This window comes from Reichenbachiella sp. (genome assembly GCF_965223055.1).
Lineage (GTDB): Bacteria > Bacteroidota > Bacteroidia > Cytophagales > Cyclobacteriaceae > Reichenbachiella.
In genome coordinates, this window is the sequence record NZ_CBDCVM010000003.1 from 263,024 (window position 1) to 279,734 (window position 16,711).

The 16,711-nt window shown below is 40.9% G+C and carries 16 protein-coding genes; 5 read left to right on the plus strand and 11 right to left on the minus strand.

Translation table 11 applies throughout. From position 1 onward, the window contains the following. Window positions 1–140: 140 nt before the first annotated feature. From ACOQO5_RS01590 to ACOQO5_RS01600, 3 genes are all read right to left on the minus strand, one after another. Window positions 141–1,214, minus strand: a complete 1,074-nt coding sequence (locus ACOQO5_RS01590; RefSeq protein WP_420579928.1) for a DUF1254 domain-containing protein — start codon at window positions 1,212–1,214, stop codon at window positions 141–143. Between the two features lie 237 nt (window positions 1,215–1,451). Continuing rightward, entirely contained in the window at window positions 1,452–2,165 is a 714-nt protein-coding gene (locus ACOQO5_RS01595; RefSeq protein ID WP_420579929.1) for a DNA alkylation repair protein, read from the minus strand. Window positions 2,166–2,248: 83 nt separating this feature from the next. Further along, window positions 2,249–2,755 (minus strand): hypothetical protein, encoded by a 507-nt coding sequence (locus ACOQO5_RS01600; protein WP_420579930.1) that lies wholly within the window; start codon window positions 2,753–2,755, stop codon window positions 2,249–2,251. 297 nt (window positions 2,756–3,052) lie between these two features. Between ACOQO5_RS01600 and ACOQO5_RS01605 the strand changes: the two genes are divergently transcribed. Continuing rightward, complete coding sequence (locus ACOQO5_RS01605; protein WP_420579931.1) at window positions 3,053–3,466, plus strand: hypothetical protein; 414 nt, start codon at window positions 3,053–3,055, stop codon at window positions 3,464–3,466. Here the strand turns inward: ACOQO5_RS01605 and ACOQO5_RS01610 are convergent. Both ACOQO5_RS01610 and ACOQO5_RS01615 read right to left on the minus strand, forming a co-directional pair. Beyond that, on the minus strand, window positions 3,463–4,413 hold the full coding sequence (locus tag ACOQO5_RS01610; RefSeq protein WP_420579932.1) for a proline iminopeptidase-family hydrolase: 951 nt from the start codon (window positions 4,411–4,413) through the stop codon (window positions 3,463–3,465). The two genes, ACOQO5_RS01605 and ACOQO5_RS01610, sit on opposite strands and share 4 nt — an antisense overlap. Window positions 4,414–4,446: 33 nt before the next feature. Next, window positions 4,447–5,562, minus strand: coding sequence for a DUF2914 domain-containing protein (locus ACOQO5_RS01615; protein ID WP_420579933.1), 1,116 nt, complete (start codon window positions 5,560–5,562; stop codon window positions 4,447–4,449). A 155-nt stretch (window positions 5,563–5,717) separates the two neighbouring features. On the opposite strand from ACOQO5_RS01615, the gene ACOQO5_RS01620 reads away from it, so the two are divergent. After that, window positions 5,718–7,502, plus strand: a complete 1,785-nt coding sequence (locus ACOQO5_RS01620) for an acyl-CoA dehydrogenase (protein ID WP_420579934.1) — start codon at window positions 5,718–5,720, stop codon at window positions 7,500–7,502. Window positions 7,503–7,989: 487 nt separating this feature from the next. Here the strand turns inward: ACOQO5_RS01620 and ACOQO5_RS01625 are convergent, their stop codons facing one another. Continuing rightward, window positions 7,990–8,646 (minus strand): hypothetical protein, encoded by a 657-nt coding sequence (locus tag ACOQO5_RS01625; protein WP_420579935.1) that lies wholly within the window; start codon window positions 8,644–8,646, stop codon window positions 7,990–7,992. Window positions 8,647–8,979: 333 nt separating this feature from the next. On the opposite strand from ACOQO5_RS01625, the gene ACOQO5_RS01630 reads away from it, so the two are divergent. The 3 genes from ACOQO5_RS01630 to ACOQO5_RS01640 are packed head-to-tail and all read left to right on the plus strand — an operon-like array spanning window position 8,980 to window position 10,381. Then, entirely contained in the window at window positions 8,980–9,549 is a 570-nt protein-coding gene (locus tag ACOQO5_RS01630; RefSeq protein WP_420579936.1) for a hypothetical protein, read from the plus strand. Continuing rightward, window positions 9,546–9,833, plus strand: coding sequence for a winged helix-turn-helix domain-containing protein (locus ACOQO5_RS01635; RefSeq protein WP_420579937.1), 288 nt, complete (start codon window positions 9,546–9,548; stop codon window positions 9,831–9,833). The genes ACOQO5_RS01630 and ACOQO5_RS01635 overlap by 4 nt, the downstream gene beginning before the upstream one ends. A gap of 17 nt (window positions 9,834–9,850) precedes the next feature. Beyond that, window positions 9,851–10,381 (plus strand): hypothetical protein, encoded by a 531-nt coding sequence (locus tag ACOQO5_RS01640; RefSeq protein WP_420579938.1) that lies wholly within the window; start codon window positions 9,851–9,853, stop codon window positions 10,379–10,381. A 152-nt stretch (window positions 10,382–10,533) separates the two neighbouring features. On the opposite strand, the gene ACOQO5_RS01645 is transcribed toward ACOQO5_RS01640, so the two are convergent. From ACOQO5_RS01645 to ACOQO5_RS01665, 5 genes are all read right to left on the minus strand, one after another. Next, complete coding sequence (locus tag ACOQO5_RS01645; RefSeq protein ID WP_420579939.1) at window positions 10,534–10,713, minus strand: hypothetical protein; 180 nt, start codon at window positions 10,711–10,713, stop codon at window positions 10,534–10,536. Then, window positions 10,710–11,651, minus strand: coding sequence for a type II CAAX prenyl endopeptidase Rce1 family protein (locus tag ACOQO5_RS01650; RefSeq protein WP_420579940.1), 942 nt, complete (start codon window positions 11,649–11,651; stop codon window positions 10,710–10,712). Before ACOQO5_RS01650 ends, ACOQO5_RS01645 begins: the two co-directional genes overlap by 4 nt. A 16-nt stretch (window positions 11,652–11,667) precedes the next feature. Continuing rightward, on the minus strand, window positions 11,668–14,805 hold the full coding sequence (locus ACOQO5_RS01655; protein ID WP_420580191.1) for a WD40/YVTN/BNR-like repeat-containing protein: 3,138 nt from the start codon (window positions 14,803–14,805) through the stop codon (window positions 11,668–11,670). Between the two features lie 165 nt (window positions 14,806–14,970). Beyond that, window positions 14,971–15,609: a hypothetical protein gene (locus ACOQO5_RS01660; RefSeq protein WP_420579941.1), complete on the minus strand. Its 639-nt coding sequence runs from the start codon at window positions 15,607–15,609 to the stop codon at window positions 14,971–14,973. Between the two features lie 10 nt (window positions 15,610–15,619). Further along, window positions 15,620–16,324 (minus strand): hypothetical protein, encoded by a 705-nt coding sequence (locus tag ACOQO5_RS01665; protein WP_420579942.1) that lies wholly within the window; start codon window positions 16,322–16,324, stop codon window positions 15,620–15,622. Window positions 16,325–16,711 lie beyond the last annotated feature (387 nt).

Genomic DNA, 16,711 nt, shown 5'->3' on the forward strand with positions numbered 1-16,711 from the left:
CGTCTTAGACATCCGCGACGAATTCAAAAGCGAAATGACTGAGATCGAGATTAAGAAGTTGCTGGAGGAAGGGGTGTTGGTAAGGTATAAGTAAGTATAAAGGGCACTTTAATGCCCTTTATACAGTATTGGCAAATGTTTTATTTCCTTTCTATAGGAATAGTCATAAAGTCATTAGTTGATTGAACTGTTTTTTTCCAATCCTTTGGCAAGTATTGTCTGAGTGTTGCGTTCCATCCTTTGGATACAGTAACTGAGTACGGTGTATCCGAATTAAAATCTACAGTAACTGTTCCGTCTCCATTATCTCTCATTCTATCCATACTTATGTAAAAGTTTTCTTGATCTATCCATGACTCTGAGTTGTAAGTGGTTATCGAAAAGAATCCACCTTTATCATAATCCAAATCAGGCTTAGGAAATGTCAAAGTTTGATTGGCATCATCAGATCCTTGTCCTAATATCATGGCTGTGTATTGGGCATATCTTGGAGGTAAACCTCCCCATCCCATAGCAGCACAATGAAGGTAGTTACCTGTATCTACTTCGGTTTCATCTTTTCCAAAACCTTTAGAAGCGTCAATAGAAAACTCACCACTAGTAACTTCCTTAATTAGTTTATTTCTTAATGTGGTTACCTCTTCGTCATTAAACCCTTTTGCCGTATACGGCTTGGCTGATTTCGCATCAATGACCATACTGGCCTGTGCCGTTTTTGTTTCTTCTAAATCATCAGAGATTCGAGTCCGAGCCAAGATGTAGATGTAATTACCTGTAGAAAGATCTTTTGGTGTAAGTGTAATTGATTCTCCAGCAAAAATCACTGCTCTGGTATAGTGATTTTCATCAATCAACTGCATCAATTGCATGGCACCATTTTGGCGTTCTGGTATGGAAAAAGTGGCACCTTCAGAGACATCCACAGCGGCTAGTGAATACACAACATCAGCATTTGAGCGAATGATAGTTTGGTTTTCCATAGTCACAGGTGGTTTATGCAACCACTGATTGATTGGTGTAGTTTTCATTTGCTCAAGAAAGTTCCAATCCGTCTCTGCCAGGACATAGTTTTCCAACGTAACCTTTTTTGTTGTGCTTTCTCCTTTTTCAATTTTTTCTGATTCAGCAGTTTTGCTTTTTTGCTGTTGATTACACGAACATAATATCACATACAATAGAAGAGCTGCGAATAATCTAAGGTTTTGGTTTCTCATAATTTTTTTTTAATGGTTTGTACTTCAGAACAACTTTGTTTTAAAATGGTTGCCAGCGAATAGAGTGTAACAAGTAAGGCACCAGAAATCGATAAACTATCAAGTTTGCGCTGAGCTCAACTGTTGTATTTTGTTGTAATATATTCATTCTTGAATGCTAAATCAACGATTTGGCAGTGTTGGTGACAGCATTGAACTTTCGTATACTACTGATCACACTATGTGCTATACAGCGAATTACTTGTTCGCTTTATTATTTCTCAGATTCATATAATAGTCTTTTGTCCGTTGGTCAAATTTCTCCACGGCATAACGAAGGGTTACTCTAGGCATTGTTTCAGCGTATTTGTCTAAAAAAAGCTTGAGTGTATCGGTATTTTTCTTTCCGGCCTCTCTAATCCAACTTCCAACCGCTTTGTTGATAAGTTCTTCCTTATCGTCAATCAAAATTTCTGCGATATGGAATGTATCATTTAATTGTCCTTTTTTGATAAATGCGTAAGTGCTAACAATAGCTGTCCTACGTTCCCAAATATTATCTGATTTAGCTAATTCGTAAAGAATATCACGAGGTTTGTCCAATAAGAATTCGCCAATTATATTATACGATCCTCTGTCCACAAAATCCCAATTATTCAGTCGGTCGTGTCTTGAAAGGTACAGTTCAAATAGAGCCTTTTTTTGCGTTTCAGTTGATTTCTTTGATTTTGCCTGAAAGTCCATAATACTTACTGCACCCATTCGGATCTCATAATATTCACTATCTAAAAGTATGTTTATTTCAGATAAAGGCATTTCGATAAAATCCTTGGCAGTCTTGAATACATCACCAAATTTTACCCCAAACGGTTTGGTCACACCATCATTTCCCTTAAAGAACTTTTCGACTTTCTTGAGTTCTTTTTCAGATTTGAATTCTGATAATTTATCTATGTATTCCTTGGCAGTCATTTTTGATCAGCTTACGGATATCGGATTAGCTACTGGCAGTATCCCGTAGGCTATTCCGTATAGGTTTAGTTAGTAATAATTTATTACTCTTTAAAAAAATCAGTTACGGCTTCTGTAAAATTAGTTTCTGAATTCCCTTTGTTTGAAGCTGAGTAAACGCCTTCCCAAGAGTTAAATGGTCCACATACAGGACATACAATTTCAAACCGAACAGTATTGATGTTACTGATTTTCATTTTACTCAATTCCGAAGCAGTTAAATAATATGCTGAAATGGCAACATTATCAACATTATCATTTATTCCGCGGTCAGTACATAATATTACAGTACCGTCATCAAGATAGATAATAAGCTTTTTGGCAATCTTTACTCCATCTGTCAGCTTAGAACTTACTATTATTAACGAAGTCCTTCCGTCTTTCGCAAATACCAGGTTTAAGTTTCCAATGTCTTCTCTGTCAGAATTCGATTGTAACATAAATTTTTCAGTACTAGGGTAACTATTTTCACCAATGAATACGAAATTTTGCCCATTCACATTCACAGCATAAGATAAAATAAAGGTGATTATTAAAATTGTTTGTCTCATGGTTTCTAATTAATGTCAACAATTAACTATCACGCTCCTTGTGCATGCTACATTCCAAATGTCCAAATAAACAATCATAATGTGAGGATTATTTACCATTCAATAGTCCTGACTATCAAGGCAAAAATTAATTTAATTTTCGAAAAAAGAGCTGCAGCTCAAGGGTAAGATATTTAAAAATCAGATCAAAGAACATATGAAGTGGAAGGCCGAATCATAAAAATCTAGGTACATAGACTCAAGGCTAACTAAACAAGAGATTTACTATTTTTAAGAAAGCGAACCAATAGGCGTAAAATGAAATTCTTAAAGCGTAACTTTCTTTGGATCATCTATTTTGTATTTGTTCTTTTAGTCATTCTCAATCATGAAGGTGAACCCGTATTCATGAGTGAAGGCCCCTATCCCTTGGGCAAGTATTTGATTTGGGCCATCTACTTAAGTTTTCTTAGTTACTCCCTATACTGTAGCTCACAAGAAAACTTTTTCTCTACGCTCAGAAAATTGTATCCATTACACTGGGCTAGACAAATTGGGTTGGATCTGTACCTTGGGCTGATGCTCAGTCTTGGGGTGATCTACCTGAATGAAGGCTCTGTTTTGGTTGTATTGATTTGGTTGATACCTGTGCTGATCTATGCCAACCTGGCCATTCTGCTCTACGTTGCTCTAAACTATGACAGTATCATTGCTCATTTTCTGAAAATCTAATTAGAATTATCTACTTGATTTAAAAAGTCACCGATGGCTTTAGTAACTCGCTCGGGCTGATCGATCATGGTCATGTGCGCAGCGCCTTCTATGATTTCAACTGTAGCATCATTGGCCATCTTCTGAAATTTATAAATGGTTTCAGGACGTGCTTCGTCATATTCTCCAGTTACAAAAAGTATAGGCACTTGAATCTCTTTTAAAAATGGCGTGCGGTCAAAATCCATCAAACTCCCAGCAACCGTGAATTCAGTAGGACCCCACATATGATTATATACCTGATCATTGAATTCGGCAGCACCATCACAAACAGGATTAGGCAAGTAAGGCCAGGCCTTGCGACTCAGGTGCCTCGCATAAAAAGAATCCGTAGCAGCTAAATACTCCTTAGCCTCATAGTCTTCCAGGGCTTCATACTTCGCAATGGTATCTCGTATATGTACTGGCAACTGAGACACTAGAATTTTAGCATCAGCCATCCAGTGAGGCGTACTAATATGAGGGCTGGAAAATACGACAGACTTAACCCCCTTGGGCTTCTTGGTAGCTAAGTATTCAATGGTAAAAGTGCTTCCACACGAATGCCCCAACATGTGCAATTCTTCCAAGGCTAAATGCTCTCGAAGTAAGTCAATTTCATCTATGAATCGATCTATACGCCAAAGGGTGGTGTCAATAGGTCTGTCTGAAAAGCCGGAACCCAACTGATCATAAAATATCACAGGTCTGTCTTTTCCTAAGAGTGAAAAACCGGGAATCATGGTACAACTTCTGGAACCAGGCCCGCCATGTAAAATCAACAGCGGAGTTCCTTCTCCCTCTCCCACCATCTTATACCAAATTTTTCCTCCTTCAACCTGAACATACCCTTCCTTTTCAATAGGTTTCTCGCATGCAATGGTCAATGAGAGCAACCACAATAAACAGATACTTTTTAGATTTTTCATAATCTTCATTTTTCGCAAAATACTGGAATTATATCAAAACACTTTTACAGCTGTATTTCTTAGAGCACCTTCCCTGGATTTTACTATTTCAAAATCTACCATACCCAGCACCAACCCTTCTTCTGTGATTACCTCCACTTCCCATTGACCAGGTCTCACCCAGTGTTTGTAGGTATAGCCACGATAGCCATCAGTCCTGCCTCCTCTTACCTTAATTCCAATGTCTTCAATAATCTCCCATGCCTCTGATTTTGGGTTGAACCACTTCCAGCGATGATAAACAGACTTTTCTAAATCTGTTGGAGCAAAGATGGAGGTAAACACATACACCTTCTCACTAGGTCTCCAGAGTAGTTTCAAACGGTGCGCACGCCAAAACACATACCATTCGTCTTTTTCATAGAGTACGGAATACTTTCCTTCTTCAAATTTCACCTGATGTCCTACCAAGCCACTTTTGAGCGCCATGGGAACCGGAGGGATAAGCCTAAAAAAGTAAAAAACATAAATCAAGGCATAGATACCAATGACCAAACTAAGCAACTTTCCTAAGTGCACTTCCAATCTGGTCCGAGCGCTCCTACGATAAATTTTTATAATCAAGGCCAACGTACATCCTAGACTAAGCAGCCCAGAACATACAAATACAAAAGTGTTCATCTGTTTGATAAACACTGGAATCATAAAAGTGAAAAAGGTAAAGCTGATGAAACTGTAGACGCTAAACTGCAGGTACTTATTGGACAGCTTTCTTTTTAGAAATTCATTGGCCACAAATAGCACCACTAGGATGCTAAAAAAAGAGACAGTTTTGGTGAGTGACACACTTCTGGAAAAGTATATCACATAGGCACTAGACAAAGCACCAAAAAAGAATTGAATGGCTAGTGGAAAGTACGGTTCTATTCGTTCAAGAATAGTGTTTTTCCAACGATTGTCACCAGCCAGATTAAAAGCATAAATCATGAAACTGAGCGATGCCATGTGCATACACAACATAGTCAGGTCGTATGCTCTATCTATCCGACCCAGAGTTAAAGAATCGAAAATAAAACCGCCAATAAAAAAGACAATTGGTGCATACTTCTTATGCCTTAGAAGGTATTGACCGGAGGTACTGTTTTTAAGTCTGGTTACTACTTTGTTCATTCAGTATTTGAAAGCAGTAAATATAATTCAACTCTCCCCTCGTATGCTCAATTTGTTCAATAGTGATAGATGAGAATCCTCAAATAATAAAAATCTTATTATTCAAAGGGATTTGTAAGCAATCGGCATTAATTTAAGAACTTAACCTGTATAAGATGAAATACTACGATCCTCAAACACTTGACTTCTTGTTGTCAGAAGTTCATCATTTGGAAGAATTGTTACAAGCTGACCGATACAAAGCTTATGACAAGGCCTCGATTGACCTCCTGTTGGATGCTGTAAAAGGCTTTAGCGACACGGCCCTCTTCCCATACATTCAGGAGATGGATGAAAAGCCCTCTGTATTTAAGGATGGCAAAGTGACGGTACATGAACAGTTCGGCCCCATTCTAAAGAAAGCGGGCGAAATGGGATTGGTAGCTGCAGCTATGAACGAAGAAGACAACGGCTTACAAATGCCCATGCTGGTAGTCAATGCCTTATATTTCATTATGGAAGCCGCCAATAATCATGTGACCGGCTATCTGGGACTTACCGCTGGCGCAGCCAATGTCATTCTTACTTTTGGATCAGAAGAATTGAAACAAAGGTACGTTCCAAAGATGCTAACTATGGAATGGGGTGGTACGATGTGTCTGACTGAACCACAAGCTGGCAGTTCGCTATCAGACATTACTTCTTCCGCCAAGTCTTTAGACAACGGCACCTATTCCATCAAGGGGCAAAAAATATTTATCTCGGCCAGTGACCATCAGTTTTCTGACAATTTCATTCATCTGGTCTTGGCCAGAATCGAAGGTGCTCCGGCTGGCACCAAGGGTATTTCGTTGTTTGTGGTTCCGCAGAATCATGTAAATAATGATGGTACCAAAGGTGATTACAACCATGTAGATGTCGTTGGTGAATTTGTGAAGCTCGGCCAGCGAGGGTACTGCACCAATCACCTGGCTTTTGGCGATAGCGGACAAAGTATAGGTTATCTCATCGGGCAGGCCAATCAGGGGCTCAGCTACATGTTTCAAATGATGAATGAGGCCAGAGTAGCTACCGGTCGGATGGGTACGGGGATTGCTTCAGCGGCATACTATGCTTCGCTGCAATATGCAAAGGAACGCCCGCAAGGCCGAAAGCTCCAAAGTTCTGGGAAAAAAGACCCGTCTATAGAGCAAACACTTATCATTAACCACCCGGATGTAAAGCGAATGCTCCTTCATCAGAAAGCGATTGTAGAAGGTTGCCTCAGCTTGATTTTGCAGTGTTCTTATTACCTAGACAAGCACGCCACAACTGAAGGAGAAGAAAAAAACAAATACCATCAACTGACCGAAATCCTCAATCCAATAGCGAAAACTTATCCATCTGAAGCAGGTAAGGACTCGGTAGATACAGGCCTCCAAGTTTTGGGCGGCTATGGCTACATGATGGATTTTATCTCACAGCAATACCTAAGGGATATTAGAATCATCTCCATCTACGAGGGCACCACAGGTATTCAATCGCTCGATCTCTTAGGTCGAAAAGTAACTATGAATAATGGAGAGGCTTTGCAGCTTTTGGCCAAAGAGATGGAAACCACTATTACCTCAGCGCTAAGTAATGAAAAATTGAAAAACTATGCTATCACGCTTGGTGAAAGTTCAAAACTAATCCAGACATGCTTAGGTCATTTGGTACCATTTGCCATGAAAGGCAATCACGAAAAGTTTCTGGCCGATGCCACGGTTTTCATGGACTTGTTCAGCACAGTGGTTATTGGTTGGCAGTGGTTGAAAATGGGGCTGGCAGCTGTAGATCAGTCAAATAAAACCTTCAAAGCTGGCAAATTGCATACGCTGGCTTTTTTCTACAAGTATGAGATGTCAAGATGCAAGGGGCTCCAAAAAACCATTTGTGATGATTCTGAGATAACGATCCAAATGAGTGAGGAGATGTTTTAGACCTCTATAGACTTCGGATCCAGCAGGCTAAACATGAATCGTCAGACAAATGGGTGTTTCCATGGTCGAAGTAAGACTGACTTAGGGCGTCCTTGAAATGTTAGTTTTATTTAAACCCTCAAAAATAGCTTAAATCAGAAGTTGTAAGGGTTTAGTTCGGCCTTGAATCAATTCCGTTAAGAAATTCAGCTGCTAGAAAACTGAATTTAAATCCACTGCTTGAGCGAAGCGACGGCCCGCCGAAGTGGTTTGGATTTAAGTGTAGTACCGAGCTGAATTTTAGGAATTTAGCGGTTCGCCGCTGCGATCACAGCCTATGTTTTTTTGGGGTGAGACCCTTCGATTCGTTTTTGGACTATGCCAAAAAATAAGAGCCCGTCCGGCTTAAGGACATAGACAAAAATAAAATAGGAAGCCCTGGCCTTGATGAAGGCCAGAAAAAAATTTCGATAAAAACCAATTCGTAAGACGATTACACTGACCAATATTACCCTACCCGTCTCAAGTGATATTGAATACCCATTTCTTTGTTCTGGAGTCGAAGTTCCTTTTCCCAAAACCAAACGTCCCACAACGTTTCATCTCTTTCAAAAATCACCTTATGATGGCGCGTGTTAATGGCAGTCTTTCCTTGATCCATGATTCCCGAAGCATCTGAAATGGTATAATTGCCCTGTTCATCTATAGTCATAATGGTTTCCGTCATTTTTTCAGGAATACCATTTTTCATCACCAGAAACATCTCCCACTTTCCTATCACTCGTTCTTCAAATTCACCAAAAGATGGTATTTGGTCCACTTGAATAAACTTCAACTCTATTCTTCTATTGATCTCGTCCCGACCTGCAAGTAACAAGTGATCTTCCACTCGCATTGCCTTCCAGTCCGAATTGAACCAACCTTTCGAATCTGTACCTTGAAAATGGATTTTGGTTTCACCCAATTGATATACTCCACTCATATCCCCAGTGGTTCTGGATACTGCGTAGCTTCCATTGGCGTCAATCCTCAGATAAGTGGATTCATCAGCTACAGGATTTTTGTCCATCAAAGCCTTTTCTAATTGCCAAAGACCGACCAGCTCTCTTTTTTGTAATGGTTGGCAGGCAATAAATAAAAGAAAAGCATAAGTCAAGTATTTCATATTCCTAAACTAATCAACCTTGATGAAAAATCAACCCACCCATCATTACCCCTTCCAAATGAGTCCCATTTAAGAAATGTGCCCGGCTACTCAAATAATGACGAGGTCTTCATGATCGACCAACTAGTCGTCAGACGAGTCGACACGGAACCACCAAATCTGAAATTTAATGCATAATGAAAAATGACAGTCTTTGGTTCTTTTAATACTCGTCAGACGACTAACCATGCCACATCTTCATAGACAGTAACGTGATTTTTTGTATCGAACCAAAACCTTTTTATCTCAATCATCGTATTTGGTTTATAATATAAACTACTTTATAATTACATTATGAAAGAAGAACTATCACATACCGAAAGTCTAAAAATCATCAATGAGATGATTGCAGAGGCGAAAAACAATTATGAACAAAGCGGGAGCTTTTATTTCTTGCTCTGGGGCTGGGTAGTTATGATTGCGAACCTGGGCCACTTTATTTTGGATAAGTACACTTCCTTCGAATATCCTTTTATTTTCTGGCTCCTTACCATCCCAGCAGGTATAGCGGCTGCCTGGTATGGTTCTAAACAGGATAAAGAGGCGCAAACCAAAACACATCTATCCAGGTTATATGGTGAAGTTTGGGCAGCGCTTGGCGTATGTCTGCTTTTATCATTGATTTTCATGTCCAAAATCAACTACAATCATTCCGCTGTGATTCTGATGCTGGCTGGAGTGGGAACTTATCTATCCGGTCGAATGCTCAAATTCAAACCTTTGATTTTTGGGGCCATTGCTCTTTGGGTAGCTGCTGTCGTTTGTTTCAATCTACCTATGACCGATCAATATCTTGTAGGTGCCTTGGGCATTCTAGCAGGGTATCTCATTCCGGGTTATTTATTGAAATCAGCCGGAAAATGAGAGGATTCAGTCCATTAGACCCTTTGCTGCATTCCCAGCTCCGGCTGGCCGTTATGAGTCTGCTCTTCAGCCTGGAATCTGCTAATTTCACTTTTATCAAAGAAAAAACCGGAGCCACTGCCGGCAATCTCAGCGTTCAGATAGACAAACTATCAACTGCAGGCTATATCGAGGTTGCCAAAAGCTTTAAAGGCAAGAAGCCATTGACGACTTGTAAGATTACAAAGGCCGGAATCACCGCTTTTGAAAACTATGTTCAAGCACTAAAAAATTATATAGAATAACCATAAACCCCATAATCATGAAAACTAAAATCATAATAACCGTACTTGGCTTAATGCCAATATTGACTATGGCTCAGCCCGATTTTTCGCAGCAAGCCAAACAAAAAATAGCAGAACTAGACCTGATGGTAGGTGATTGGGAAGGCAAAGGCTACCTTTTTACACCTCAGGGAAAAGAATCGTCTCAGGTAACTGAGAAAATACGATACAAACTAGATGGGACGGTAATCATGGCGGAAGGCAAAGGTGTCATTACCTTAGAAGACGGCACCCAACAAACCGTACATGATGCGCTAGGCATATTGTCTTACAACTCCTTCACTCAACAATATCAGATGAATTCTTTTATTTCGAAAGGCATGAGTACTCAGGCCAAATTTGAAATCGTAGACGCCAACAACATGGTCTGGTGGATCGAAGCTGGTCCATCCACTATTCGCTATTCATTGACCATCAAAGATGGTATCTGGAAAGAAATCGGCGAACGATCCATGGATGGAGAAAACTGGCAACAATTTTTCGAGATGGAATTGAAGAAAGTAATTTAATCCGTCATAGCCCGGTGACAATCCGGGCTATCTCATTTTCTATTTTAACAATGAGATGAATTCAGTATATGACCGAAGGAGACTGCCGCGTTGACCATTTGCATATAAGTAAAATACACTCCCAATAACTATCGGGATCGCAATGACAGAGGTTACCTGAATACCAAATAAACGGTAGCCAGCAATCCTACAAAGAACAACACCACGCCTCCTATATAGAGCACTGTATTCCATGGTGCGGCTATGGTTTCTCCATAGCCTAGGCCGATCAGAAACCAGCCTAAGAAAAGGATGAGCAGGGCGATGATGCTGGGTTTGGTGGGTGTCCTCATTGCTCCTGGCTGGTCTTGTCAAAATCTAGAACCTCTGGATGTACCCAATGATTTATGTTATTTTTCGAACGCCATAGTAAAATGAGCAATACAGCGATGATATCCATAACAATGAGTAATACACTGCCTTCTGGGCCGAAGTCCCCTCCAGTCCAGATATTGTCAGGCATACTCGAACTAATGATCGAAGCCTTCGGGATATGACCACTATTGGCGAATCCAAAAATGGCTGCTTGGGTAATATTCCAAGAAAAATGCATCCCGATGCTCATGCCCAATCGACATGTGAGTAAAAAAGGTAAACAGATAGTCAGCGCATCAAAACCAAGATTAATGGATGAGTAAAGTGTGGCACCATCATTACCATAATGTGCAAAACCAAAAAGCTGAGAAGCAAATACGCAAGTAACAACAGCGCTGGTCATTCGGTTTTTCACAACCAAAGAAAGAGATTCGAAAAGGACATAAAAAATAAATGCCCTAAACATAATTTCTTCACCAATACTAGCTGATATGTTGGTAATCAATTCAGTAATAAACCCAGCAGCGAAACTGTGCTCAGCCGAGCTTGTCACCAAATAGTCCACAATATCCAGATATCCCAATGCATACATGGTGATGAAAAATAAGGTCAATTGCAGCGAAGCAATTCCACACCCAATGAAAAATTCCTTCATCCAAGGGCTTTCCAGTTTTAGCCCATATTTATGAAAAGAGGATCGATCAATGTATCTCACCTGCACATAAATACTTCCAACAGTTCCTAAAAGCGAAAACACCCGATTGAGACTGCTACGTAATAAACCAGGTTCAACAAACTCTCTGACACCAATTTGAAATGGCGCACTTAGAAGTATGTACACTAGAATAAAGCTCAAGAATCTCCAGATGATTCGAACCTTGTCATTGGCATTAAAAAATATCTTCTTTATAAACATTTGATTGACTCTATCGCTAGTCCTCCTTAATAATCACCGCATCCACAGCATTTTCCCTGACCAATCGATTGAACATCGCAATGTCATCTTTCAGAATGATATCCAATTGCTCCAGTTGCTTGTCTATGAGGCCGCTTACCTCCTGCATGAAGGCCACTGCCTGATCCGTGGGCCGATAGTCACCGTAGCTCGCCAGCGAGTTGAGGTGACCCAATTTGTTATTCAGCCTTATTGGAAAATTGAGTGGGTCCTGACCACTTTTATTTTTGGTTTGATACAGCTCTTCTTCTATGGTTTTTAGTTTTTCGAGAATGTAGATCGAAGTGTCCACCACTGCCTTCATTTCTTCCATGTCTTTCACTTTTTCTACGAACGTGTTGATCTGAGATCTGCTTTCCCTGATCTTCTTTACCGCCAAGTTGGTTTCGCTGAGCTTGTTTCTCACAGACATCAGAAAATCAAACTGCGCTTTGAGATCTTCGGCTGAAGAGGACGAACGAGGATCGCTCAAAATGTCAAAGTTTGCCGATTTGGACTGTCCCGTGGCTGAGAGTCGCACCTCATAGTTGCCCGGCAAGGCCTTGGGTCCGTCGAGCGATGCCCACCACAATATCATTCCATCAAAAGATTCTGCTTTTTGATATTTCATGTCCCACGAGAACATATTCAAACCTGCTTTCAGGTTTTCTAATTTCCCTTCTGTTCCGTCCTTTTCGGGATGGGTCGTAAAGGTCTTGATCAAGTCACCACCAGATTCATAGTAGCTCAGCGTAATCGTATCCTCTTTAGCAGGTGCTTTATCCAGATAAAAGTAAGTTAGCACACCACCTTGGTGATTATCCCCTTTGCGCTTGCTTTGATTCCAGTTGCCACCAGAAATGCGATAAGAAGGCATCGGCTGATACAAATGGGATCCTTGTACACTTTCATTCAGCTGATGAAAAACCGTCAGGTCATCCAACAGCCAAAAGCTTCTCCCCTGCGTGGCCGCAATCAAATTATCATTTTTAATGGCCAAATCAGTAATCGGCACGATTGGCAGATTCATTTGCATGGATTGCCAACTCGCCCCATCATCGAAGGATAAGTACATCCCATTTTCAGTACCGGCATAAAGCAGCCCTTTTCGCTTTGGGTCTGCCCTTACTACACGCGTAAAATGATCAGCAGGAATTCCGCCAGTGATTTTAGTCCACGTTTTTCCATAGTCCTTGGTCTTGTAGAGGTAGGGCTGATTGTCTCCCAGCTTGTAACGAGTGCCAGCGATATAGGCTCCGCCCTCCACAAAAGGGTCAATTTCTATGGAGTTGATCATCATCCATTCAGGCATGCCAGAGGGGGTGACGTTCTCCCAATTTTTACCACCATCTTTGGTCAAATGCACCAATCCGTCATCAGACCCTGTCCAGATCACACCTTCCTTTTTGGTTGATTCCGCTATAGCGAAAATTGTACAGTAATACTCTACACTGGTATTGTCTTGTGTAATCGGACCTCCAGAGGAAACCAACTTGGCCGAATCATTTCTAGTCAGATCAGGACTGATGATTTTCCAGGATTGGCCTTCATTTTCACTGACGTGTAAATAGTTTGAAGCAGCATATAAGCGCTTAGGGTTATGTGGAGAAAATAAAATTGGAAAATTCCATTGGAATCGGTACTTCATGCCTTCTGCGCCATGACCCATCGGATTGTCGGGCCAGACATTGATGCCTCTGAATTCTTCTGTTTTATGGTTGTATCTGGTAAAAAAACCATCATAACTTCCACCATACACAATGTCATTATTGATTGGGTCGATAGCCAGATGTGCGCTCTCACCTCCGGCTGTATCCTCCCAATCGCTTTCATCTATGGCTCCTCCACTGGTCCTGTGGGGTATGCGAACGGTGGAATTGTCCTGCTGTGCGCCGTAGATTCGGTAAGGGAAACTATCGTCCGTAGTCACCCTATAAAACTGCGCCGTGGGCTGATTGTGATAGGTGGACCAGTTTTCTCCTGCATCAAAAGATATCTGCGCTCCGCCGTCATCCGCGATGATCATACGGTTGGCATCTTCGGGGGCAATCCACAAATCGTGATGATCGCCATGGGGCGCATACGCCGCTGCGAATGTTTTCCCTCCATCTTTGGATTTATGGTAGGCCACATTCATTACATACACTTTGTCTTCATCTTGTGTATCGGCATAGATGCGAGTGTAGTACCACGCGCGCTGTCTTAGGCTCCTACTATCATTCACTCTTTGCCAGTTTTTCCCAGCATCATCTGAACGATACACACCTCCTTTTTCATTTTCGATAATGGCCCATACTCGATCGGAATTGACAGGCGAAACCGTGACACCCGAGATGCCCCATACGCCTTCCGGCAATCCTTTGTTGGCTGAAATATCCGTCCAGGTGTCGCCACCATCTGTGCTTTTCCATAGCGTCGAGCCTTCTCCACCACTAGATAAACTGTACGGGGTTCTTCGCACATTCCACGTCGAGGCATACAATATTCTTGGATTGTTGGGATCGAAAGTCAGGTCGACCGCACCTGCATCTTTGTTGGCAAACAATACGCGTTCCCAGGTCTTCCCTCCGTCTTTGGATCGGTAGACCCCTCGTGTGTCGCTAGATTTGAAGAGATCGCCCAGCACAGCCGCATAGACCAAATCAGGATTTTTGGGGTGGATTCTAATTCTGGGCACATGTCTGGAATCCTTCAATCCGATACTCTTCCATGTTTTGCCGGCATCTTCCGACTTCCACATCCCACTACCCGAAGAGACATTGCCTCGGACGGTCACTTCACCGCCTCCTACATAGATCACATTGTTGTCCCACTCACTGACAGCCACCGCGCCTATAGAACCTCCAAAATACTTGTCGGAGATGTTTTCCCAGCTATTGCCGGCGTCCGTAGTACGCCAGACGCCGCCTCCTGTGGCGCCCATGTAGTACAGATTGGGCTTGCCCGACACTCCTGTGACAGCAGCCGAACGGCCGCCACGATAAGGCCCGATACTACGCCACTCCATGCCTTCGTAGAGCCTGGTGTCGTAGGTGACTTTTTCGGTGGTTTTACTTTTTCTTTTTCGCTGAGCTTCTAGTACGGTAGAGCTCGAAAACATAAGTAGGGCTGCGATCAGCAGTGCATAGTTGCGCATCATAGAATGGTCATTTTTGAATCAGACCAATCTATTCAAATTTTAGTTGACAACAAAAGAGTATTTGGGGAGTGGTGGTAGAGTAGTTTAGGCTGGGGGGTGACGGTTTGGCTATGCGCAGTGTCCCGAAGGGCATTGCGTATAGGTGTTGTTGTGTGTAGTTTTTTATTCTTCCAAAAATTCTGTTATCGCTTCTAAGAAAGGCTTGATTCGCCAATATCCTTTTTTAGAATCTTCTAATTCAATTTCTTCCAAAGTTTTTGCTTCAGTTTCTATGTGAGCGAGATTTCTGAGCCTATATAGGTTTTTAATATCTTCAGAATATGCCTCATCAATGAATCCAATCCTAACAGCGCAGTCAACTCTGTCCTTAAATGGTATGCTATTCCGTGGTGTTTTTGTGTCTTTATACAGACAGGTAAATAATTCCTTTCCGTCATATGATAAATTAGTCAAGCTTCCTAATGCACTTACTGGTTTGTAGGCTTTATGAATTTGAAGAGCCTTTACTTCTTCGTGTTCAGAAAATTTATTCCATAGTAGATAGCTTGTAACCGCTTCATATATAGAGGCATATTGAATTATTTGAAACTTTACAAACGGGTGTATTTCATCTCCGCTAGCATAAGTAGCTTCCATTAATTTTGACATATAACGAGCAGAGTAATAAGCTCGGCCAAGTTTGTTTTTTAAATCTATGTCATCAATAAAATCAAACTGGTCAATATGCCAATTAATATCACCTGGTAGGTCTCTTTTACAATAATCGTTTATTGTATCTCGAATTTCTTGTTCTAAGGGCATAGGAATTTAGTTATATAATATGGGTTAATATCTCGACCGATTTATTCAATATTTCATTCATTATTTTCAAGCTTTTCTTCTCAGGTTCTTTTTGCCCGTGTATTAAATCGTTACGAAACTTGTTTAATTCTGCAAACTCTTTATATGTCTTGTCATTAATTTTTCCGGTATCATAGAGTTCACGAATCTTCTTGAATGGTGGAACAAATTTTCCGTCTTCTGAATTTAATAGCTTTTCGAACTTTATCCAATTCGTTATATATTCTCCAACAAGGCTCTCTTCAGGTACTTCACCGTCTTCCATTATTGGGATTTCGAACAAGTTGAAGAATAAATTTTTAGCAATCTCAGCGTATATTAAAACTTTTGTTTTTTCAACCGTTATCCCATTTCCATTATGGTAGAGTTCGTTTCTCAGTCGGTGGAACCATTCAATATCACCTAAATCGATTCCTGTTAATTTTTCAGAACAATATTCTTCAAGCGCGTCAATCAGTTTTGGGAAACTTTGTATTATTTCATTGTACTTATTCCGACTTAAATTTTCAATGTTAGTTACCCTCTTCGGAAGTCCGAGATAAGTTTTTATCATTAATTCTACGGAATTATCAATGCAAATCATCCCCATCCGAATATCGAAATCTGTTGATTGGTTTAAATGATAAATACCGTGAACCAATAACTCCTTTGGTCCTGTCATCCAAGGTTTCTCCATCGTTTTTTTCTAATTACACACAACTATTCAATTACAACACCTTTCTGAGCGTTATTTCTTGAATATCGAAATAAACGATCACCAGGTGACTGTTATTTATCTTTTATCTATCCTGATTCTCAGCATAGACTACTGATAATTATAAAATTGATTTTTTCTAAAATAGAGCTGCTACTCAAGGATAGCCCATATTTTGTTCAGATCAAAACAGGCAGTAGATAAGGCTATAGGAGATTGCCGCGCTCCGCTCGCAAGGACGGGGTGTGATCGGCTACAGTAGAAGACTACAAAAAGGATCGAATATTAATTAACGTCATTGCGAGGCGGGCGATTCGATGACAATCAAATGCACAACGTGGCAATCTCGTGATTTTATTGTATTTGTGA

Excerpts from the sequence above, each read along its gene's own strand:
- ACOQO5_RS01590 (WP_420579928.1), bottom strand. The coding sequence starts at position 1,214 with ATGAGAAACCAAAACCTTAGATTATTCGCAGCTCTTCTATTGTATGTG.
- ACOQO5_RS01595 (WP_420579929.1), bottom strand. The coding sequence starts at position 2,165 with ATGACTGCCAAGGAATACATAGATAAATTATCAGAATTCAAATCTGAA.
- ACOQO5_RS01600 (WP_420579930.1), bottom strand. The coding sequence starts at position 2,755 with ATGAGACAAACAATTTTAATAATCACCTTTATTTTATCTTATGCTGTG.
- ACOQO5_RS01605 (WP_420579931.1), top strand. The coding sequence starts at position 3,053 with ATGAAATTCTTAAAGCGTAACTTTCTTTGGATCATCTATTTTGTATTT.
- ACOQO5_RS01610 (WP_420579932.1), bottom strand. The coding sequence starts at position 4,413 with ATGAAAAATCTAAAAAGTATCTGTTTATTGTGGTTGCTCTCATTGACC.
- ACOQO5_RS01615 (WP_420579933.1), bottom strand. The coding sequence starts at position 5,562 with ATGAACAAAGTAGTAACCAGACTTAAAAACAGTACCTCCGGTCAATAC.
- ACOQO5_RS01620 (WP_420579934.1), top strand. The coding sequence starts at position 5,718 with ATGAAATACTACGATCCTCAAACACTTGACTTCTTGTTGTCAGAAGTT.
- ACOQO5_RS01625 (WP_420579935.1), bottom strand. The coding sequence starts at position 8,646 with ATGAAATACTTGACTTATGCTTTTCTTTTATTTATTGCCTGCCAACCA.
- ACOQO5_RS01630 (WP_420579936.1), top strand. The coding sequence starts at position 8,980 with ATGAAAGAAGAACTATCACATACCGAAAGTCTAAAAATCATCAATGAG.
- ACOQO5_RS01635 (WP_420579937.1), top strand. The coding sequence starts at position 9,546 with ATGAGAGGATTCAGTCCATTAGACCCTTTGCTGCATTCCCAGCTCCGG.
- ACOQO5_RS01640 (WP_420579938.1), top strand. The coding sequence starts at position 9,851 with ATGAAAACTAAAATCATAATAACCGTACTTGGCTTAATGCCAATATTG.
- ACOQO5_RS01645 (WP_420579939.1), bottom strand. The coding sequence starts at position 10,713 with ATGAGGACACCCACCAAACCCAGCATCATCGCCCTGCTCATCCTTTTC.
- ACOQO5_RS01650 (WP_420579940.1), bottom strand. The coding sequence starts at position 11,651 with ATGTTTATAAAGAAGATATTTTTTAATGCCAATGACAAGGTTCGAATC.
- ACOQO5_RS01655 (WP_420580191.1), bottom strand. The coding sequence starts at position 14,805 with ATGCGCAACTATGCACTGCTGATCGCAGCCCTACTTATGTTTTCGAGC.
- ACOQO5_RS01660 (WP_420579941.1), bottom strand. The coding sequence starts at position 15,609 with ATGCCCTTAGAACAAGAAATTCGAGATACAATAAACGATTATTGTAAA.
- ACOQO5_RS01665 (WP_420579942.1), bottom strand. The coding sequence starts at position 16,324 with ATGGAGAAACCTTGGATGACAGGACCAAAGGAGTTATTGGTTCACGGT.